Here is a 17,936-nt window from a genome sequence, read left to right as displayed (position 1 = left end):
CCGCTTCTGGCGCGAAGCGGTCATTCGGCCAAATGCGGATGTCAGTGCCTTACATCAAACGCGAATCGATCGGTGGCTACAAACGACGACGACATCGCGCGACGCATAGCGCGCTGTATCGGATCAAAGCGCTGTTTCAGCACAAGACTTTGATGGACGTTGCATCGAAGGTTACCAGTCCTCGTCATAGATCCACTCTCTTTGGATTCGAGGCCGCGCCCTTACGTGCGGCGACGGAAGCGTGCGCTCGGGTTTGCGCAAGGTCGGAGTCGGCTGCGCCGGAGGCGGTGACGTCTTGGGCGGGTTCTGCTCGGAAACTCTCGCCAGTACGCGTTTCATCTCTTCCTGGTTCGCCTTGAGCTCCTCAATGGCCTTCGAACTGTCGCGGACTATTTGTTGCTGGTTCGCCTTGAGCTGTTCGATGTTTCGCTCGAGAGACGCCAGATCGCGCGCCATCGTTTGCAGCAACTCTGTGTGATCAGGAAGCGCTGCAGTGGTTGTCGGCGCGGCGTCTTGCGGTGCGGTCTGAGGCAAGGGCGATGCTTGCGGTGGTGTTGGCTCCGCCGCGGCCACTTGAACGGTAGATGGCGCCTGCAGGGCGGGTACCGGCGGATTTTCCGACGGCAATGTTGAAACCAGCTGGGGGGCCCAACGGGCGACAACCAGCTTGGCCCCGGCTCCATAGGAGGACTGCAAAACCAGGGCAGCGACAACGATGCACGCCGCCAGCACCAGGCCGACGAGCGCCCGGCGCGCCGGCTTTCCAGGCGGTGATTGCGGGCGAGGTCCGGCCGAAGGAGGTCCGGCCGAAGGTGGGCGCTCGGCATCGTGCTCCATTTTTGCAACCTGTTCACTCACGCGCGCAAGCTCTTCACTCGCGCGTGTGATCTGTCCGTAGGCGTGCGCGAGTCGTTCATCGGTGCGCGGGACCGGGGCATCGGGGGAGGCATTTGCCTTCGAAGTGGGTGTGGAGTTCATTGGCGCTTCCCTTTTCCGTCCAACGTCATCCCAAGGTTGAGGTCGACTATTCGTCGGGTCGACCAGCCGTCGACACTGCGTTCAGTCTTGTTCAAAGAATGGCCGCATGATGGAGAGAATGCTCCTATGCTGGTCGGACATCAGCAGACCAGCCGGGCCGGCCCAATCGAACAGGCAATCAGCTCAGATGGTGGGCCTTCTGGAGGCCGTAAACCGATGTTGGAATGCCTTCCATTCGTGCCTTCAACTGGAGGGACAGAAACTGGGAGTAGTGACGTGACTGGTGCAGGTTACCGCCATGGAACCAAAGCCCCTCCTGCTGCGTCGGCTTCCACATATTTCGCTGTTCGCCTTCCCATGGGCCGGGGTCTTTGGTCGTATTCGAGCCCAGTCCCCAGACCTTACCGACCTTGTCGGCAACTTCCCTGGAGATCAGGTCCGCGGCGAAGCCGTTCATCGAACCGTAGCCGGTGGCGTAAACGACGAGATCAGCCGGCAGCTCGGTCCCGTCGGTCAAGATGACGAAATGTTCCGTGAGCTTTTTGACATCGACGCCGCTCTTCAGCTTGATGCTGCCATTGGCTACCAATTCCGAAGCGCCGACGTCGATGTAGTATCCGGATCCACGCCGCAGGTATTTCATGAACAAACCGGAATCGTCGTCACCATAATCGAGCAGGAAGCCTGCCTTCTCGAGGCGTTTGTAGTAATCGGCATCGCGTTCCCTGATCGCGTTATAAACCGGGATCTGGAACTCGTGCAGAATCTTGTAAGGCAGTGACGCAAAGATCAGGTCGGCCTTGGCCGTTGTCATTCCAGACTGGACCGCCTGTTCGGAGTAAAGCGAGGCCAATCCGAGCTCCATCAGCGAGTCCGACTTCACAACGTGGGTCGTCGAGCGCTGAATCATGGTAACGTCCGCTCCGGCTTCCCAAAGCGCGGCACAAATATCGTGGGCGGAATTGTTCGAGCCGATCACCACGGCTTTCTTGTTCTTGTATTTGTCCGGCCCCGGATGCTGCGACGAATGGTGGTGATCGCCCTTGAAAATCTCCATGCCTTCGAATTTCGGCGTGTTGGGCTTGGCTGACATTCCCGTCGCTAGTACGAGCTGTTTTGGCTTGAGGACGATTTCCTTGCCGTCGCGCTGCACGATGACGGTCCACTCGCGGCTCTTCTCGTCGTAGGATGCCTTCTTGCATTCGGTTGAGCCCCAGTAATTGAGCTCCATCACCTTTGTATACATTTCGAGCCAGTCCCCGATCTTGTCCTTCGGTGAGAAGACCGGCCAGTTCCGGGGAAACGGCAGATAGGGCAGATGATCATACCAAACAGGATCATGCAGGCAGAGTGACTTGTAGCGTTTGCGCCAGCTGTCGCCGGGGCGTTCGTTCTTTTCGATGATGATTGTCGGCACATTGAGCTGGCGCAGCCGGGCTCCGAGTGCGATGCCGCCCTGACCGCCACCAACAATGACACAATAGGGTTGGCGCGTGTAGCCGAGTTCGGCCGCTTCCGCCTCGCGTTCTTCCTTCCACGTTTTTCGATTGCGTTCGGCGCCGTGTTTTGCCCCCATCGGACGGTCGAAGCCCACGGCCTCTTCGTGTCCCTTGAGTTCGCTCATGGTCGTCAGCAACGTCCAGATCCGGCCGTCTTTCAGGCGGATGTGGCCAAAGCCACGCGCGACCTCCGTTTCGAATTGTATCCAGCTCTCTATTATTCCGTCTGTTTCGGAAGCGTCCTCTCCGTCCGCAATTTTCCAGTTCGACGGCTTCGTATCGGCGAGCCGCGCCTTGAGCATGTCGTGAACCTGTTCCTTGCCCTCCATTGTCTTGATGTTCCAGGTGAAGGTAACGAGGTCGCGCCAGTAGCAGTCAGCCTGAAAGAGATCGACGGCGCGTTCCACCTCGCCAGCGGACAGCGCTTTGTCGAGCGCGTTGAGCAGATCAGACATTTTACCGTCCGGGGCCTTGTCGAGCATGATGTCCTCCCTTGTGCCGATGGCAGAGCTGCGCTCTTTTCTCGTTCCGGCGAACTGAAGCCGAGGCGCCGACGAAAGCGATGAGCTCGCGCAGTGTCATTCGGTCATTCAGGACATATCTAAATTCTAGCACTTTGCGGCGAAGAGGCGAGGGGGAATCAGCCAATCGGGGTCAGAATGCGGCCAGGCATCGGGATTGGGTCCGATACCTGATTTTCAGGGAACGTCCGGTTTTTTGACGCGCAAGCGACCGCAACGAGCAGCGCATGCTGAGCCATCGAGAGATCTCCTCTCGTTCAGAAAGGCTGAGCGCCTGTTTGGCACGGTGCCGATCCGGAGGACGAATGCCGCCGGCCTGCCAGCGATCCCAGATCTCGGATCGCTGGGCCGCCGAGTAGTAAATGCGACGTCGCTGCTTCATGTCCACACTCCATCTTTGCTAAAAGATTAGAGTGTTGCGCTGACCAATTGAGCCCACCCCCCATTTCGGACATTCGATTGCAATGCTAATGCGAACATTACCGCGACACGACGTTACTTCGGAGAATGGACCACTAGCGAATGCAGAGGAGGCCAGCATGACGATTTACATTTCTCAAGGTCGTTACACCGCAGCGGCCATCAAGGGGATGACGGCGAAGCCGGAGGACCGTTCCGAGGCGGTCGCGGAGTTGTTCGCCGCCGCCGGTGCTCGACTGATCAGTTGGTATCTGACTTTGGGACCCTACGATTGGCTAATCATAGCGGAAGCGCCGGATGAACCCACGATGATTTCAGCGGTGCTTGCAGCCGCGGCGGGTGGAAGCCTTTCAGACATAACCACTACCGTGGCGCTCACGGCGAGTGATACGGCAAAGGCCTTCCAGCGGGCAGGCGAGCTTACTCTGAAATTCAGATCGGCGGGCCGTGCTGATTACTACGGAGTAGGGATCGATTCGGGCCGTGAGATCGGCGAGGCTTGAATGCCAAATTCTGGGATCTGCGCTGCCGCCGACATGACGGAGCCAGCAGGGTCGTGGGCAATAGGCGTGCCCGCTGCTGCTTCGTCAGCCGAGCGTGGGCTGCCGGATCGCTAATGCAACTCGAGCGAACGGCCGTTTCCGGCGCAAGGCAGCTGCTTGTTGCTGTTTGCAATTTGGCATCGTTCGGCCGCATTATGCGCGCTTGATGGCTTGCGGGGAATGACGCCCGCAGCGAAGCGAAGGGAGGACCGACATGACGGTTTCGACGGAACGCGCAGTCCTTGCCGGTGGCTGCTTCTGGGGTGTGCAGGATTTGCTGCGCCGCTATCCCGGGGTGATTTCAACGCGGGTGGGCTATACCGGCGGCGAGGTGCCGAATGCGACCTACCGCAACCACGGCAATCACGCGGAAGGCATCGAGATCATCTTCGATCCGAAAGTGATCAGCTATCGCAAGCTGCTGGAGTTCTTTTTCCAGATCCACGATCCCTCGACCATGAATCGCCAGGGCAACGATCTGGGCCCGAGCTACCGGTCGGCCATCTTCTATACCAATGACGAGCAGAAGCGGGTCGCGGAAGACACCATCGCCGATGTCGATGCATCCGGATTGTGGCCCGGCAAGGTCGTTACCGAGGTGGCGCCCGTCGGGCCGTTCTGGGAGGCGGAGCCCGAGCATCAGGATTATCTGGAGAAATATCCTGATGGGTACACCTGCCACTTCATCCGGCCGGACTGGACGCTGCCGCACCGGGCGGAGAAAGCGGAGCCGGGGGTGAGGGGAGCCGCGTGACCAAGGCCTCCGATCTGCTGGTGGCCGCCCTCGAAAACGAGGGCGTCGAATACATCTTCGCCATTCCCGGCGAGGAGAATCTCGACGTGCTGGACTCGCTGCGGCGCTCGAAGATCAAGCTGGTGCTGACGCGGCACGAGCAGGCTGCCGGTTTCATGGCGGCCACCTATGGCCGGCTCACCGGACGGGCGGGCGTCTGTCTGACGACGCTCGGTCCCGGCGCGCTCAACCTGACGACATCAGCGGCCTACGCGCATCTCGGCGCGATGCCGATGGTGATGATCACAGGACAGAAGGCGATCCGGAGCAGCCGTCAGGCGCGCTTCCAGATCGTCGACATCGTCGCGACCATGCGGCCGCTGACCAAGATGGCGACGCAGATCGTGTCGGCGCAGAGTATTCCGACCCTGGTTCGCGACGCCTTCCGCGTGGCGCAGCAGGAGCGGCCGGGTCCGGTGCATCTCGAACTTCCCGAGGACATCGCGGCCGATGAAGCCACCGCCGATATGATTCCGCCGCACACCGTCGAGCTGCCGGTGGCGCCATCGGCGGCGATCGATCGCGCCGCTGCCATGATCATGGCCGCCAAAAAGCCACTCGTGATGCTGGGCGCCGCGGCGAGCCGCCCGCAACTCGCCGAGCCGCTGTCGGCATTCGTGCGGCGATGCAAGATTCCGTTCTTCAACACCCAGATGGGCAAGGGCGCCGTCAATGCCGGCTCCAATCTCTATATGGGCACCGCCGCGTTGTCGGAACGGGATTGGGTGCACGAGGCCATCGACCAGGCCGACCTGATCATTTCGATCGGCCATGACACCGTCGAGAAGCCGCCGTTCCTGATGGGCCATGACGGCCCGCAGGTGATCCATGTCGGCGTCACGCCGGCGACGGTGGAGCAGGTCTACTTCCCGCAGGCCGAGATCGTCGGCGACGTCGGCGCGGGCCTTGCCGCGCTCGCCGATCGCCTCGAAGGCAAGCTCCCCAACGGTCAGGCATTGCTGGGCCTGCGCGAAGGCATTCTCGCCCATCTCGCCGAGCGCTCGACCGAGGACCGGTTTCCGCTGACGCCGCAGCGCATCGTGCACGACGTCCGCGCCGTCATCCCGCCTGACGGCATCGTGGCCCTCGACAACGGCATGTACAAGATCTGGTTCGCCCGCAACTATCGCACCAGCGTCGCCAACACGCTGCTGCTCGACAACGCGCTGGCGACCATGGGGGCGGGGCTGCCTTCGGCGATCGCAGCGGCGCTGCTCCATCCCAAGCGGCGCGTGCTCGCGGTCTGCGGCGACGGCGGCTTCATGATGAATTCGCAGGAGCTGGAAACGGCGGTGCGGCTCAAGCTGAATCTCGTCGTGCTGATACTGGAGGATCGCGCCTACGGCATGATCCGCTGGAAACAGGAAGTCGACGAGTTTCCCGACTTCGGCCTGGAGTTCGGCAACCCTGATTTCGTCGCTTATGCCAAATCATATGGCGCCAAGGGCGCGCGCGTCGGCAAGGTCTCGGAACTCTCGACGATGCTGGAGGCCGCTTTCAGTGCAGGCGGCGTGCATCTCGTCGTGGTGCCCGTCGACTACAGCGAGAACATGCGCGTGCTGGTCGAGGAGCTGCACGCCGGCGTCCCGGGTGGTTGAAAATTTCAGCGCCGGGCTTGTGACCACTCACCAAAATGGCGACGCAGATCGTCTCCGCGCAAAGCATTCCTGCCCTGGTTCGCCCGGTGCATCTCAAACTGCCCTAGGCGGAAAATTTAATGCGAACCTCGCCGAGAGGACCATAATCGGCCACATGCTCATCGCCTGGCCGCGCCAGTGCCATGCCGGTCAACGTGCCGGTGCTGACCATCGCTCCGGCTTTGAGGCCGATACCGGTACGCGAGAGTTCGTTGGCGAGCCATGTGAGTGGCACCAGCGGATGGTCGATGGCGTCCGCCGCGCGCCCACGGCGTTTCACGACGCCGTTCACCCACAGCACGGCTTCCTGCCCGGCGATGTCCTTGCTGCGCCAATCTGCGATTGGCTCCCCGTAGATGATGAAGCCTGATCCGCTGCCATCGGCCAGAATGGCCGTCAGGGGCGGGAACGACGCGTCGTGCACGAAACGGCATTCGGCAAGCTCGAGCCCGGGGTGAAGCGACAAAATCGCGTCGGCAACTTCGCTTTCAGAATAGGGCTGCTCGCGCGGCGGCATATCCTTTCCCAGCAAAGCTGCGTATTCGATCTCCGAAAGCGGATGCAGCAGCCTGCGCCCTGCAAAATTCGTCGGACTGGCGAGAATGAACTGTTTGAAGACGCGACCGTAGATGGGGCGGTCGGTGCGCAGCGCCCGTTGCATCTCCGCTTTCATCGCGGCGATTTTCCAGCCGCCGACGCTCCAACCGAGTTCCCGGCCGATGTCTGCCGCGATCGTGTAGGCCGTGCCCACATCCGGAGGGACGAGGGAGGGATCAAGCCCGCTTTGCTGGCGATTCTCGCGACGGAGTGTGGACAGCAACGTCGTCAGGCCATGCTGCATTTTGAGTTTCCCGGTTGATTCACGACATGGTCGACGCAACCTGCGCCGCCGCCCCCCGCATCAGCCTTTTGGCGCTTTGTTTTGAGCCGTGAAGATTCCGCTGGCGCGTGCGATCCACCGGTCGTCGGCCATCACCGCCGCCTGTGCGAAGCCGAGCGTATTGCCGGCCCGTACGCGATCCACGACGACCGTGACGTGTTGACCGGCGACTGCCGCGGCCAGGTAATCGATGTTGAGCGACGTGGTCAGGTAGCGCGAGGTCGCCTCAGGGCGGCTAGCCACATTGTGGCCAAGCGCCATGTCACAAAGCGTTGCGATCAGGCCGCCATGGGCGCGGCCGCGCGCATTGCAATGTCGTTCCTCGATGGCAAGCCCGATCTCAATCACCCCGTCGCGTTCGCGTTGCCAAAATGGGCCAATGCTGTCGAGAAATGGACTGGGTTTGACGAACGGTTCCCAGTCGCTCACGCGGCCCTCCGTTGGGCAATGAATTGTTCCAGCTTGAACACCCGCACGGCATTGCCGCCGAGGAAGAGAGCTTTTGCTTCGTCGTCAAGTGCGAGTTCGCCCAGTCCCTCCAGCGCCTTGGCGGCCCTGATCATCGGATAGTTGGTGCCGAACAGGACCTTCTCCCGGCCGTGGCCACGCATGTACTGCACCAGCTCCGCCGGATATCGCTTCGTGGTATAGGCCGATGTGTCGATGAAGACGTTTTCGTGCTTGGTCGCGACCGCGATCATCTCCTGAGTCCAGGGATAGCCGATGTGACCGGCGACGATCCGAAGCTCCGGAAATTCGAGCGCGACCTCGTCGATGTAGGGAATCGGGCGCCCCGTTTCCGACGGCCGCAGCGGGCCGGTATGGCCGACCTGCGTGCAAAACGGAATATCGAGTTCGATGCATTCGGCGTAGAGCGGATAGTAGCGCCGGTCGGTCGGAGAAAGATTCCAAAGCCACGGCACGACCCGCAAAGCCCGAAAGCCAAGCTGCTTCACGGCCCTGCGCAGTTCCCGGACCGCGTCCATCGGTTTGTGCAGGGATGCGCTTGCAACGCCGATGATGCGGTCGGGATACGCGGCTGCAACGGCGGCAACCTCGTCGTTGGAAATCATCCATCCGTCGGGGGCACACCATGCTGCAGCGAGCCCCGCGGTAACATGGCCTTCGTCCATGGCCGAGATAGTCATTTCCGGCGTGATCACCGCAGGCCGGGGTGTCGCGCGTGTCCAGCGGCGAAGCGAGGCGAACATTTCGTTGGCGGAATGGCGTTCGGTTGGATGCTGCATCCACGCATCGACAATCATACTAACTCTCCAGGTTTACGACGGATCGGATCGCGCATTCCGCAAGAAAAGCTGTGTGCTCGCGCGGATCGCTGCGCTCGCGTCCGGATAACCAGGCGCGACAATGTATCTGGGCGGGGCCGATGATCTGGCTGGTGAAAATCGAGATCGGCATACCGCGTATCGCGCCGGATGCGACATGCGGATCGAACCAGCGCGCCATGCCGGCCCGGAAAGCAGAATTGACTTCCTGCTGATCCTTCCGAATTTCGGTCAGCCATTCTGCTCGCGATTGCTCGAACAGGAAATTGGCTTCGCGGCGACTTTCCACGACCCATCGAAGATGGGCTGCGACCAGTTCAGCAACCCCGGTGGCGGCGTCCGGATCCTGGCTCAAAGGCGCGAGCATTGCTGCGTGGTAGGAGCGAAGCGCCCGCAGGAACAGTTCCGCTGCGAGACCACGCTTCGATCCGAAGAAATGGAAGAAGCTGCCGTTTGAGGCGCCGGCCAATTCACAGACCGACATCACAGTGGCCTGGTCGAACCCGACTTTGTCAAAGGTTCGCAGGCCTGCCGCCAAAATCGCGTCTTTCGCAGCGCCGTATGGGTTCATAACCATTAGATTTACATTCTAGAGTGTGACTCTAGTTAGCATTGTGCTCGCCTGAGCACAAGCATTTTCAACCTCGAATGTCCGTTGGGTGAAAGCCGGCTTTTCGGGAATGCCGGATTTGGCGCGAAGCCGACGTTGGGCAAACTCCGCAACGCTCGGCGCTGCTGGATTTGCCGGGCTGCCTTCGGCGATCATGGCGGGATTGATTCATCCGAACCGGCGGGTGCTCGCAGTCTGCGGCTACGGCAGCTTCATGATGACGCAGGACTGGAAACGGCGGAGCGGCGGGGCAGTGCGACACAAGACCCGGATATCGCGTTGCCCATCCGGGCTACGGACCACAACATCTAGCCCGACGGGCAAATCACTTCTGACTTACAGAAATCGTGTCAAGTGCAAAATTTCTGTAAATCAAAAATATTTTTCTTTCCTTCGACCCAAATCACCGGCTTATTCTCGCCATCCCGTCCCACTCAGAGGGCGTCGGCCGTCGTCACGGACGTTGGGCGGGTTGCGGTGGACGCTGGTCTACGTCTGACGATGGCGTGGACCTAGCGTACGGCAAAACCGTGTGGTCCTGGCGCCCGTTGCAGGCGTCAAGCTGTCGGAGAAGCGCAAGCGGAAATGGCAGCGACGGAGTCAACCCAGAACTCGTCTCCGGGGAGAGCACGGCATAAGCCGTAAAGCCATTGCGCAGGGAAGGCCGGGTGTTCTCCGCTGCCCTGTATGCTCGTGTGCACTTTGTTTTGTGCAAACCGCACACGGGACCGCGGGTGCAGCGCGCACCCGGTCTTCCCTGCGCCCTCTTGATGAGAGGGCGGGAGGTTTCCAGCAAACCTCGGGCGCAATGCGTCGCGAGAATGCGAAACTGCGTTTTGGATGATGGTGCAACAACATACACCCCTGTCGTCCCGGCCTTGAGCCGGGACCCATACGCCGCGGCCCATCGGTGAGAGCGCTGACGTTAGATACCTTTCGCAAAATAACCGCCGCGGAGTATGGGTCCCGGCGTTCGCCGGGACGACGAAAGATGGGACGACGAGAGATGAGTGCTTCCTCACACCGGCAGCGCGATCGAATACTTCACCTGGCTCAGCGCGAAGCTCGACTCGATCGATGCAATCCCATCCAGCCGCGTCAGCTTGTTCTTCAAGAACGCTTCATAAGACGACAGGTCGGCCGCGACGACACGCAGCAGGTAATCGCGATTGCCCGTCATCAGATAGCATTCCAGCACCTCGTCCCATTTCGAGATCGCCTTGGCAAACCGGTTGAGGTCTTCTTCCTTCTGCCGCGCCAGCTTGATCGAGATGAAGACGCTGACATGCAGGCCCAGCGATTTCTGGTCGACGGTGGCGATATAGCGCGTGATGACGCCGCGCTCTTCGAGCAATTTCACCCGGCGGTGGCAGGGCGACACCGAGAGCCCGACCTTCTCGGAGAGCTCCTGCATGGTCATGCGGCTGTCGGATTGCAGCAGGCTGAGGATCTTGCGGTCGATGGCGTCGAGGGCGTGCATTGGAATGAACTCTGGATAATGGGGTTCGGATTGGGATTTTATCCCAATTATGGCCGGTATGTCGCGTAAATTTGAGATTTCTGGGGGCCTGATGCCCGGTAAAATTTGACCCTGACCCCGAGTCCGGAGCAACGCCATGCCCATCGAGCCCGCACGCCTGGAATTATTGTCCGCGCTGGCACGCAAGGTACTGTGGCTGTCGTCGTGGACCATCCACCACGCCAATCACATCCGCGCCAACGCCGACGGCCTGAAGGTCGGCGGCCATCAGGCCTCTTCGGCCTCGCTCGCCAACATCATGTCGGCGCTGTATTTCTCGGTGCTGCGGCCGCAGGACCGCGTCGCGGTGAAGCCGCATGCGAGCCCGGTGTTCCACGCCATCCAGTATCTGTTCGGGCATCAGACCCGCGAGAAGCTGGAGAATTTCCGCGGCTTCAAGGGCGCGCAATCCTACCCGTCGCGCACCAAGGATGCCGACGACGTCGATTTCTCCACTGGCTCGGTCGGCCTCGGCGTGGCGCAAACCCTGTTCTCCTCGCTGGTGCAGGATTACGTCAAGTCGCATGGCTGGATGAAAGATCGTCCCGAGGGGCGAATGATCGCGCTGGTCGGCGACGCCGAAATGGATGAGGGCAATATCTTTGAGGCGTTGCTCGAGGGCTGGAAGCACGGGCTGCGCAACACCTGGTGGGTGGTCGACTATAACCGCCAGAGCCTGGACGCCGTGGTGCGCGAAGGGCTCTGGGAAAAGTTCGAATCCATGTTCCGCAATTTCGGCTGGGACGTCAGAATCGTGAAATACGGCACGCTGATGCAGGCGGCGTTTGCCGAGCCCGGTGGCGAGGCGCTGCGGCGCTGGATCGATAATTGCCCGAACCAGATGTATGCCGCGCTGTGCTTCCAGGGCGGTGCCGCGTTCCGCAAGCATCTGCAGGACGACATCGGCGATCAGGGGCAGGTCACCCAACTGATCGATCGCCGCAGTGACGAGGAACTGCTGGCGCTGATGTCCAATCTCGGCGGCCACGACATGACCAGCATGATCGATGCCTTCGAGTCGATCGATCATGATCGCCCGGTCTGCTTCATCGCCTACACCATCAAGGGCGTCGGCCTGCCGATGCAGGGTCACAAGGACAACCATGCGGGTCTGATGACGGTCGCGCAGATGGAAAAATGGCGTGCGGCGCAGAACATCCGCCCCGGTCATGAATGGGAGAAGTTCGAAGGGTTGTCGCAGGACCCGGCTGATCTCGAAGCGTTCCTCACCGAAGCGCCGTTCAACGCCGAGGGACGCCGGCGCCTCACCGCGCCCGTAATCGAGGTGCCCGAGCGGCTCGCCTTCAAGCCGGCGGCGCAGATGTCGACCCAGCAGGGCTTTGGCCTCGTGCTCAACGAACTCGCGCGCGGCGATACCGAACTGGCCTCGCGCATCGTCACCACGTCGCCTGACGTGACGGTGTCGACCAATCTCGGCGCCTGGGTCAACCGGCGCGGGCTGTTTGCGAAGGCGGAAAATCACGATCTGTTCCGCCAGGAGAAAATCCCCTCGACCTTCAACTGGGATTTTTCGCCCAAGGGCCAGCACCTCGAGCTCGGCATCGCCGAGATGAACCTGTTCATCATGCTTTCGGCGCTGGGTCTGTCGCACCAGATCAACGGCGAGCGGCTGCTGCCGATCGGCACGCTGTACGATCCCTTCATCCAGCGCGGCCTCGATGCGATGAATTACGCCTGCTACCAGGACGCGCGCTTCATGGTGGCGGCGACCCCGTCGGGCATTACGCTGGCACCGGAAGGCGGCGCGCACCAGTCGATTGCCACGCCCCTGATCGGCATCGCACAGGACGGCCTGGCCTCATTCGAGCCGGCCTTTGTCGATGAACTCTCCGTGATCATGGGTTGGGGTTTTGCGCACATGCAGCGCGAAGCCGGTGAGGGCGGGTCGGTGTATCTGCGGTTGTCGACGCGGACGATCGACCAGCCGCAGCGGATCATGACGCCGGACCTGCAGCGCGAGATCACCGACGGCGCCTATTGGCTGCGCAAGCCGGGTGCGAACTGCGACGTCGTGATCGCCTATACCGGCGCGGTCGCGCCCGAGGCGATCGAGGCGGTCGGCTTCATCGGGGAGAGCCACCGGGACGTGGGATTGCTGGCGGTGACCTCGGCGGACCGCCTGCATTCAGGCTGGACCGCGGCGCGAAAACTGCGCCGCGACCGCCGCGGCGTGGCGCATCTCAGCCATATCGAACAATTGCTGGCGCCGCTGCCGCGCGACTGCGGCATCGTCAGCGTGATCGACGGCCACCCGGCCGCACTGGGCTGGCTCGGCAGCGTGCGCGGCCACCGGGTGGAGGCGCTGGGCGTCGAGCAGTTCGGCCAGACCGGCACCATCGCCGACCTCTACCGCCACCACGGCATGGACGCCAACGCCATCATCGATGCGGCGGAAAGCCTCACGGTGGGGGCGCCGGTGCGGCACCGGAAGATGGCGGTGTGACGCGTCGCCCCGGCGAAGGCCGGGGTCCATACTCCGCAGCAGTGGTTGTGTTAATCGGTGTCGGCCGGAGTGCCAAAATGAGAGTTCACGGCGTATGGGCCCCGGCCTTCGCCGGGGCGACGGTTACCGTCTTGCATCCGTCACGCGCCTGACCTTATATCCGGTGCCTGCCGCGACGCGGCATCCCGCATATGGCGGGTTCAATTGCCGGGATTTTCGTGCAAGGATGCCTGCCGAACGCCCCCGTTCCCTTAATCCTTCCGTCCTGTGAAATAACGAGGTTTCCGATGGTCAACCGTATGCAATTCTACATCGACGGCGCCTGGGTCGATCCCGCCGTCAAGAAGTCCACGCCCGTCGTCAATCCGGCGACCGAAGAGGCGATGTATGAGGTTGCGCTCGGCTCGAAGGCCGATCTCGACAAGGCCGTCGCTGCCGCCAAGCGCGCCTTCGTGACCTTCTCGCAGACCAGCCGCGAGGAGCGCGTCGCGCTCCTGGAAAAGATCATCGAGATCTATAAGGGCCGCATGAAGGACATCGGCGCTGCCGTTTCCGACGAAATGGGCGCGCCGCTGCCGATGGCAGAGCGCCTGCAGGCCGGCGCCGGCCTCGGCCACATCGCTTCCACGCTGGAAGTGCTGAAGAACTATCACTTCGAGGAAAACCTCGGCACCGCCACGGTGCTGCGCGAGCCCGTCGGCGTCATCGGCATGATCACGCCGTGGAACTGGCCGCTGAACCAGATCGCCTGCAAGGTCGCGCCCGCGCTTGCCGCCGGCTGCACCATGATCCTGAAGCCGTCGGAATTCACGCCGACCTCGGCATTGATTTTCGCGGAAATCCTCCATGAAGCCGGCGTGCCGAAGGGCGTGTTCAACCTCGTCAACGGCCTCGGCCCCGAGGTGGGTGCCGCGATGAGCGAGCATCCGGATATCGACATGATCTCGTTCACCGGCTCGACCCGCGCCGGCGTCGATGTCGCCAAGCGCGCCGCGCCGACCGTGAAGCGTGTCAGCCAGGAACTCGGTGGCAAGTCGCCGAACGTGATCCTCGAAGGCGCCGACCTCACCAAGGCGGTCACCGGCGGCGTCATGCACATGTTCAACAACTCCGGACAATCGTGCAACGCGCCGTCGCGGATGATCGTGCCGCTGTCGAAGATGAAGGAAGTCGCCGCTATCGCGAAGGCGGTCGCCGACAAGACCAAGGCCGGCGATCCCCGTGCCGACGGCACCACCATCGGCCCGGTCGTGTCCCGCATCCAGTGGGACAAGATCCAGGCGCTGATCCACAAGGGCATCGAGGAAGGTGCAACCCTCGTGGCCGGTGGTCCCGGTCTGCCCGAGGGCGTCAACAAGGGCTTCTACGTGCGCCCGACCATCTTCGCCGACGTCACCAACGACATGACCATTGCCCGTGAGGAAATCTTCGGACCGGTGCTCACGATCCTCGGTGCCAAGGACGAAGCCGAGGCGGTCAAGATCGCCAACGACACGCCGTATGGTCTGGCCGGTTACGTCACCGGTGACACCGTCGAAAGCGCGCGCCGCGTCGGCAAGCAGATCCGCGCCGGCAACGTCAACCTGCAGGGCGTTCCGAACGATCGCACCGCGCCGTTCGGCGGCTACAAGCAGTCCGGCAACGGCCGCGAGTGGGGCAAGTACGGCCTGGAAGAATATCTCGAAGTGAAGGCGGTCGCCGGCTACAACGCCGCGTAAGCTGATGCGGCGCTAGCGTCGTCTATTCGAAAGAGTGCCGGCTGCCCTAAAGCAGCCGGCATTTTCCGTTGAGGGACCTCGCATAGCGTGTTGGCCGTGCCTCGCCGTAAAGCCGCCATGGCGAGACGATACAAGAGCAAGAACGGAGGGTGGAAATGAAAAAGCTGATCGTGATGTTGGTCGCCTTGCTGTCGCTCGCTGGCGCAGCGCAGGCTCAGAACCTCAAGGGTCTGCTCGCGACACTTACGATTGCCTGGAACAAGCCGACTGAGCCGTTCAAGATCATCGGTAACGTCTATTATGTCGGCACCCATGGGCTCGCGTCCTACCTGATCACCACGCCGCAGGGGCACATCCTGGTCGACACCGTGATGCCGGAGGCGACCTCGCAGATCAAAGGCAACATCGAAAAGCTCGGCTTCAAGGTCACCGACATCAAATACCTCCTCAACACCCACGCCCATATCGACCACACCGGTGGTCTGGCCGAAATGAAAGCGGCGAGCGGTGCCCAGCTTGTCGCCGGTGAGGCAGACAAGCCGCTGCTCGAAGGCGGCTACTATCCGGGCGCGCGGGAGGAAACGTTGCTGAATTTCCCGCCGGTCAAAGTGGACCGCACCATGCGCGAGGGTGACACGATTACGCTCGGCGATGTGAAGATCACCGCGCGCGAAACGCCTGGCCATTCGCCGGGCTGCACCAGCTGGGAATTTTCGGTAAAGGACAACAACGTCACGCGCTCGGTCCTGATCTTCTGCAGTGGCACCGTGGCGCTGAACCGACTTGTCACCAACCCGACCTATCCGGGCATCGTCGCGGACTACCGCAAGACGTTCGCGCGGGCCCGGGGCATGAAGGTGGATGTCCTGCTCGCGCCGCATCCGGAAATGTACAAGATGGCCGAGAAGCGCGCCAAACTCGCCGAGGGCGGACCCAATCCGTTCGTTAATCCCGGCGAGTTCAACGACTATGCCGCGACGCTGGAAAAGGCGTTCGAGGAGGGGCTCGCCAAGCAGACCGCCGCCGCGCAGGAAAAGAAGGGCTGAACCGGCGCGGGCAGGGATGGCGCTGACTTATCCCCCGAGCGCGCCCTGCGTGTTCACATACAGCGCGTAGATCGATTGGCTCGCTGCCATGAACAGCCGGTTGCGCTTCAAGCCGCCGAAACAGAGATTGGCGCAGCGTTCGGGCAGGGCGATGCGGCCGATCATCACGCCATCGGGCGCGAACACGACAACGCCGTCGAGTTCGGGATCGCCCATGCCCCAGCCGCACCACAGATTGCCATCGATGTCGGAACGCATGCCGTCGGGCGTGCCGGGACCGGCATCGACGAACACGCGTTTGTCGGAAAGCGTGTCGCCGCCGGGCGAGACGTCGTAGGCGAGGATCTTGCGGGTCGGCACGCCCCGGGATTCGATGACGTAGAGAATCTTCTCATCCGGCGAGAAGCAAAGCCCGTTCGGCCCCAAAATGCCCTCGGCGACGATGGTCGCCTTTCCGGTGGCGCCATCCAGGCGGTAGACATTCATGTCGAGTTCGGGCTCGGCCTTGTAGCCCTCGTAATTGCCGAGCAGGCCGAAGATCGGATCGGTGAACCAGATCGAACCGTCCGATTTCACCACGACGTCGTTCGGCGAATTCAGCCGCTTGCCGCCAAAGGAATCGATCAGCACCGTGATCGAGCCGTCATATTCGGTGCGGGTAACACGGCGGCCGCCGTGCTCGCAGGTGATCAGGCGGCCCTGGCGGTCGCGGGTATGGCCGTTGGCGAAATTCGACGGCTTGCGGTAGTGGCTGACCGCGCCGGTCTCCTCTTCCCACTTGATGATGCGGTTGTTGGGAATGTCGCTGCACAACAGATAGCGCCCGTCGCCGAACCACACCGGGCCTTCGGCCCAGCGCAGGCCGGTGGTCAGCCGTTCCACCGCCGAAAGCTTGAGCCAGTATTTCTCAAACCGCGGATCGAGCGCGTGGATCGCCGGATCTGGATAATAGGTCGCCGGCTGCCAGCCGGCGCGGGGTGTTGCCTCGGACATTTGCTGTTCTCGTTGCTGTTGCGTTTCCTCGCAGAATGTTTTGCTATCATTGTCGGCCAGCGACCGCAAATCGGTCGCAACGAAGAGGAAAGAAATGCCACGCATATTGATGACCGGCGCTGCCGGTGGAATCGGCACCAGCCTGCGCAAACTGTTGCCGCCGATCTATCCGGATTTGCTGCTGAGCGACCTTGCGACGCCTGCCGATCTCGGCGCGAATGAAAAATTCAAAGCGGCTGATCTGGCCGATCCCGCGCAGATCGAGGCGATCTGCGAAGGTGTCGACGGCATCCTGCATTTCGGCGGCTATTCGGTCGAGGGCCCGTGGGACTCTATCCTGCAATCCAACATCATCGGCTGCTACAATCTGTTCGAGGCGGCGCGCAAGAAGGGTGTCAAGCGCGTGGTGTTCGCTTCATCCAACCACGCGGTCGGCTTCTACCCCCGCCACCACCGGATCGGCACCGACGTCACCGCGCGCCCGGACAGCCGTTATGGCGTCAGCAAGGTATTTGGTGAGGCGGTCGGTTCGCTCTATGCCGACAAGCACGGGCTTGGGGTAACGTGTCTGCGCATCGGCAATTTCGGCGAAAAGCCGCTGGACCAGCGCCGGCTCGCGATCTGGCTGAAGCCGGAAGATCTGGTGCAACTCTGCCGGATCGGGCTCGACCATCCCGACATTCATTTCGAGATCTTCTACGGCGCGTCCTACAACGAGCGCGCCTGGTGGGATAATCATCGCGCCTACGAACTCGGCTACCGCCCGAACGGCCGCGGCGAAGATCATCGCGAGCATGCGATGGCCGAGCAGGCCAAGCTCAAGCCTGATCCCGTCAGCGATTTCTACCAGGGCGGCACGTTCTGCGGCATGGAGTTCGACGGCGACAAGAGCAGGATCGTGGACTGGAAGTGACGTTTACGTCATTCCGGGATGCGCGAAGCGCAGACCTCAGATGTGCACTAGCACATCGGGGAATCTCGAGATTCCCCGATGCGCAATTGCGCATCTGAGGTTCGATGCTTCGCATCG

General features: G+C 61.9%; 16 protein-coding genes. 8 read left to right on the top strand and 8 right to left on the bottom strand.

The annotated features are described in order from the left end of the window. Nucleotides 1-171 precede the first annotated feature (171 nt). Both JQ597_RS14890 and JQ597_RS14885 read right to left on the bottom strand, forming a co-directional pair. Nucleotides 172-978 (bottom strand): hypothetical protein, encoded by an 807-nt coding sequence (locus JQ597_RS14890; protein ID WP_212265022.1) that lies wholly within the window; start codon nucleotides 976-978, stop codon nucleotides 172-174. A 178-nt stretch (nucleotides 979-1,156) separates the two neighbouring features. Then, nucleotides 1,157-2,959 (bottom strand): NAD(P)/FAD-dependent oxidoreductase, encoded by a 1,803-nt coding sequence (locus JQ597_RS14885; RefSeq protein WP_212265021.1) that lies wholly within the window; start codon nucleotides 2,957-2,959, stop codon nucleotides 1,157-1,159. Between the two features lie 578 nt (nucleotides 2,960-3,537). Between JQ597_RS14885 and JQ597_RS14880 the strand changes: the two genes are divergently transcribed. The 3 genes from JQ597_RS14880 to JQ597_RS14870 all read left to right on the top strand — a co-directional run bounded on the left by JQ597_RS14880 (nucleotide 3,538) and on the right by JQ597_RS14870 (nucleotide 6,351). Continuing rightward, nucleotides 3,538-3,921 (top strand): GYD domain-containing protein, encoded by a 384-nt coding sequence (locus JQ597_RS14880; RefSeq protein WP_212265020.1) that lies wholly within the window; start codon nucleotides 3,538-3,540, stop codon nucleotides 3,919-3,921. Between the two features lie 253 nt (nucleotides 3,922-4,174). Further along, nucleotides 4,175-4,714 (top strand): peptide-methionine (S)-S-oxide reductase MsrA, encoded by a 540-nt coding sequence (gene msrA / locus JQ597_RS14875; RefSeq protein ID WP_212265019.1) that lies wholly within the window; start codon nucleotides 4,175-4,177, stop codon nucleotides 4,712-4,714. After that, the gene (locus tag JQ597_RS14870; RefSeq protein ID WP_212265018.1) at nucleotides 4,711-6,351 is read left to right on the top strand and encodes an acetolactate synthase large subunit; all 1,641 of its coding nucleotides are present in this window, start codon (nucleotides 4,711-4,713) and stop codon (nucleotides 6,349-6,351) included. Before msrA ends, JQ597_RS14870 begins: the two co-directional genes overlap by 4 nt. 103 nt (nucleotides 6,352-6,454) lie before the next feature. Here JQ597_RS14870 and JQ597_RS14865 read toward each other — a convergent pair whose 3' ends face one another. Genes JQ597_RS14865 through JQ597_RS14850 form a run of 4 tightly spaced genes read right to left on the bottom strand, consistent with a single transcriptional unit; the run spans nucleotide 6,455 to nucleotide 9,094 of the window. After that, entirely contained in the window at nucleotides 6,455-7,231 is a 777-nt protein-coding gene (locus JQ597_RS14865) for a 2-keto-4-pentenoate hydratase (RefSeq protein ID WP_212265017.1), read from the bottom strand. Between the two features lie 60 nt (nucleotides 7,232-7,291). Next, entirely contained in the window at nucleotides 7,292-7,699 is a 408-nt protein-coding gene (locus JQ597_RS14860; RefSeq protein ID WP_212265016.1) for a PaaI family thioesterase, read from the bottom strand. Beyond that, entirely contained in the window at nucleotides 7,696-8,535 is an 840-nt protein-coding gene (locus JQ597_RS14855; RefSeq protein ID WP_212265015.1) for an amidohydrolase family protein, read from the bottom strand. The genes JQ597_RS14860 and JQ597_RS14855 overlap by 4 nt, the downstream gene beginning before the upstream one ends. 1 nt (nucleotide 8,536) lies before the next feature. After that, nucleotides 8,537-9,094, bottom strand: a complete 558-nt coding sequence (locus JQ597_RS14850; RefSeq protein ID WP_249133211.1) for a TetR/AcrR family transcriptional regulator — start codon at nucleotides 9,092-9,094, stop codon at nucleotides 8,537-8,539. A 142-nt stretch (nucleotides 9,095-9,236) separates the two neighbouring features. Here JQ597_RS14850 and JQ597_RS38480 point away from each other — a divergent pair, with 142 nt between their 5' ends. Further along, complete coding sequence (locus JQ597_RS38480) at nucleotides 9,237-9,665, top strand: thiamine pyrophosphate-dependent enzyme (protein ID WP_212265152.1); 429 nt, start codon at nucleotides 9,237-9,239, stop codon at nucleotides 9,663-9,665. Nucleotides 9,666-10,184: 519 nt separating this feature from the next. Here the strand turns inward: JQ597_RS38480 and JQ597_RS14840 are convergent. Next, nucleotides 10,185-10,646 (bottom strand): Lrp/AsnC family transcriptional regulator, encoded by a 462-nt coding sequence (locus tag JQ597_RS14840; protein ID WP_192734786.1) that lies wholly within the window; start codon nucleotides 10,644-10,646, stop codon nucleotides 10,185-10,187. 136 nt (nucleotides 10,647-10,782) lie between these two features. Between JQ597_RS14840 and JQ597_RS14835 the strand changes: the two genes are divergently transcribed. From JQ597_RS14835 to bla, 3 genes are all read left to right on the top strand, one after another. Further along, a complete protein-coding gene (locus tag JQ597_RS14835; protein ID WP_212265014.1) occupies nucleotides 10,783-13,149 on the top strand; it encodes a thiamine pyrophosphate-binding protein in 2,367 nt (788 codons plus the stop codon). Nucleotides 13,150-13,436: 287 nt separating this feature from the next. Beyond that, a complete protein-coding gene (locus tag JQ597_RS14830; protein ID WP_212265013.1) occupies nucleotides 13,437-14,867 on the top strand; it encodes an aldehyde dehydrogenase family protein in 1,431 nt (476 codons plus the stop codon). Between the two features lie 155 nt (nucleotides 14,868-15,022). Next, nucleotides 15,023-15,913: a subclass B3 metallo-beta-lactamase gene (gene bla, locus JQ597_RS14825; protein ID WP_212265012.1), complete on the top strand. Its 891-nt coding sequence runs from the start codon at nucleotides 15,023-15,025 to the stop codon at nucleotides 15,911-15,913. 27 nt (nucleotides 15,914-15,940) lie between these two features. On the opposite strand, the gene JQ597_RS14820 is transcribed toward bla, so the two are convergent. Then, complete coding sequence (locus JQ597_RS14820; protein WP_212265011.1) at nucleotides 15,941-16,906, bottom strand: SMP-30/gluconolactonase/LRE family protein; 966 nt, start codon at nucleotides 16,904-16,906, stop codon at nucleotides 15,941-15,943. A 94-nt stretch (nucleotides 16,907-17,000) separates the two neighbouring features. Between JQ597_RS14820 and JQ597_RS14815 the strand changes: the two genes are divergently transcribed. After that, the gene (locus JQ597_RS14815; RefSeq protein ID WP_212265010.1) at nucleotides 17,001-17,819 is read left to right on the top strand and encodes an NAD-dependent epimerase/dehydratase family protein; all 819 of its coding nucleotides are present in this window, start codon (nucleotides 17,001-17,003) and stop codon (nucleotides 17,817-17,819) included. The last annotated feature ends 117 nt before the right edge of the window (nucleotides 17,820-17,936 follow it).

Origin of the sequence: Bradyrhizobium sp. AUGA SZCCT0177 (assembly GCF_018130125.1) — a bacterium.
Classification (GTDB): Bacteria; Pseudomonadota; Alphaproteobacteria; order Rhizobiales; family Xanthobacteraceae; genus Bradyrhizobium.
Note: the sequence above shows the minus strand (reverse complement) of the source record. Positions and strands in the feature narration are given on the sequence as shown.

What these genes read in the sequence shown, in the direction of transcription:
- JQ597_RS14840 (WP_192734786.1), bottom strand. Translation starts at nt 10,646, where the DNA reads ATGCACGCCCTCGACGCCATCGACCGCAAGATCCTCAGCCTGCTGCAA.
- JQ597_RS14830 (WP_212265013.1), top strand. Translation starts at nt 13,437, where the DNA reads ATGGTCAACCGTATGCAATTCTACATCGACGGCGCCTGGGTCGATCCC.
- bla (WP_212265012.1), top strand. Translation starts at nt 15,023, where the DNA reads ATGAAAAAGCTGATCGTGATGTTGGTCGCCTTGCTGTCGCTCGCTGGC.
- JQ597_RS14815 (WP_212265010.1), top strand. Translation starts at nt 17,001, where the DNA reads ATGCCACGCATATTGATGACCGGCGCTGCCGGTGGAATCGGCACCAGC.
- JQ597_RS14820 (WP_212265011.1), bottom strand. Translation starts at nt 16,906, where the DNA reads ATGTCCGAGGCAACACCCCGCGCCGGCTGGCAGCCGGCGACCTATTAT.
- msrA (WP_212265019.1), top strand. Translation starts at nt 4,175, where the DNA reads ATGACGGTTTCGACGGAACGCGCAGTCCTTGCCGGTGGCTGCTTCTGG.
- JQ597_RS14880 (WP_212265020.1), top strand. Translation starts at nt 3,538, where the DNA reads ATGACGATTTACATTTCTCAAGGTCGTTACACCGCAGCGGCCATCAAG.
- JQ597_RS14865 (WP_212265017.1), bottom strand. Translation starts at nt 7,231, where the DNA reads ATGCAGCATGGCCTGACGACGTTGCTGTCCACACTCCGTCGCGAGAAT.
- JQ597_RS14855 (WP_212265015.1), bottom strand. Translation starts at nt 8,535, where the DNA reads ATGATTGTCGATGCGTGGATGCAGCATCCAACCGAACGCCATTCCGCC.
- JQ597_RS14890 (WP_212265022.1), bottom strand. Translation starts at nt 978, where the DNA reads ATGAACTCCACACCCACTTCGAAGGCAAATGCCTCCCCCGATGCCCCG.
- JQ597_RS38480 (WP_212265152.1), top strand. Translation starts at nt 9,237, where the DNA reads ATGCCGGATTTGGCGCGAAGCCGACGTTGGGCAAACTCCGCAACGCTC.
- JQ597_RS14885 (WP_212265021.1), bottom strand. Translation starts at nt 2,959, where the DNA reads ATGCTCGACAAGGCCCCGGACGGTAAAATGTCTGATCTGCTCAACGCG.
- JQ597_RS14835 (WP_212265014.1), top strand. Translation starts at nt 10,783, where the DNA reads ATGCCCATCGAGCCCGCACGCCTGGAATTATTGTCCGCGCTGGCACGC.